Below are 577 nucleotides of genomic sequence, written 5' to 3' on the forward strand. Positions count from 1 at the left end.
ACAACGTCAGCCCGTAAATCGGTCTGTTTTGAAAGGTGTAATCCGCTACTACCTTGTCGGCTTCTGTTATAGCCGACTGCGTGAATTCGCCTTGTCCGGGTGATGGAGGTGTGGTGCAACTGCACAAAGTCAAAAAACAAGCTGCAAGAAGTAAACGTCGTTTCATGATCCCCCTTGAAAAAAAAGCATGCAATGCAAAAGATTAGAAGATGTTCCTGGATATCGCCCAAAGCCGGCAGGGGAAAATTTCCCGGAAGTAGATGTGCTGGCAGCGTTCAAGCTGAGGCGCGGCATGAAGATGCGCCTTCATGCAGGGTTCAGGTTTCATTCCACTTCAAATTGGAACGACTGCCGCACCGTGGTCTTGACGCGTCTACCGGCCTCGATTGGAGGCTCAATTTTCCAATTACGCGCTACTGCCAACACGGCCTCAAGAAGGACAGGATGCTTGTAACTTCTCGGCACGACGCTGTCGACGTCGCCTGCCTCATTGAACAGGATATCCACTGTGACGTAATCCCTGAGACCGGCCTCGATGGCTTCGTCTGGCATGCGTGGCATCGGAGCGCGCAGCAGG

1 protein-coding gene is annotated in these 577 nt (G+C 52.5%); it reads right to left on the bottom strand.

The genetic code is table 11. From position 1 onward, the window contains the following. Positions 1-324: 324 nt before the first annotated feature. Positions 325-577: energy transducer TonB family protein (locus JK635_RS08300; protein ID WP_235887981.1), on the bottom strand; the 253-nt coding region annotated here is incomplete at its 5' end.

Origin of the sequence: Neobacillus paridis (assembly GCF_016765675.1) — a bacterium.
Classification (GTDB): domain Bacteria; phylum Bacillota; class Bacilli; order Bacillales; family Cytobacillaceae; genus Neobacillus; species Neobacillus paridis.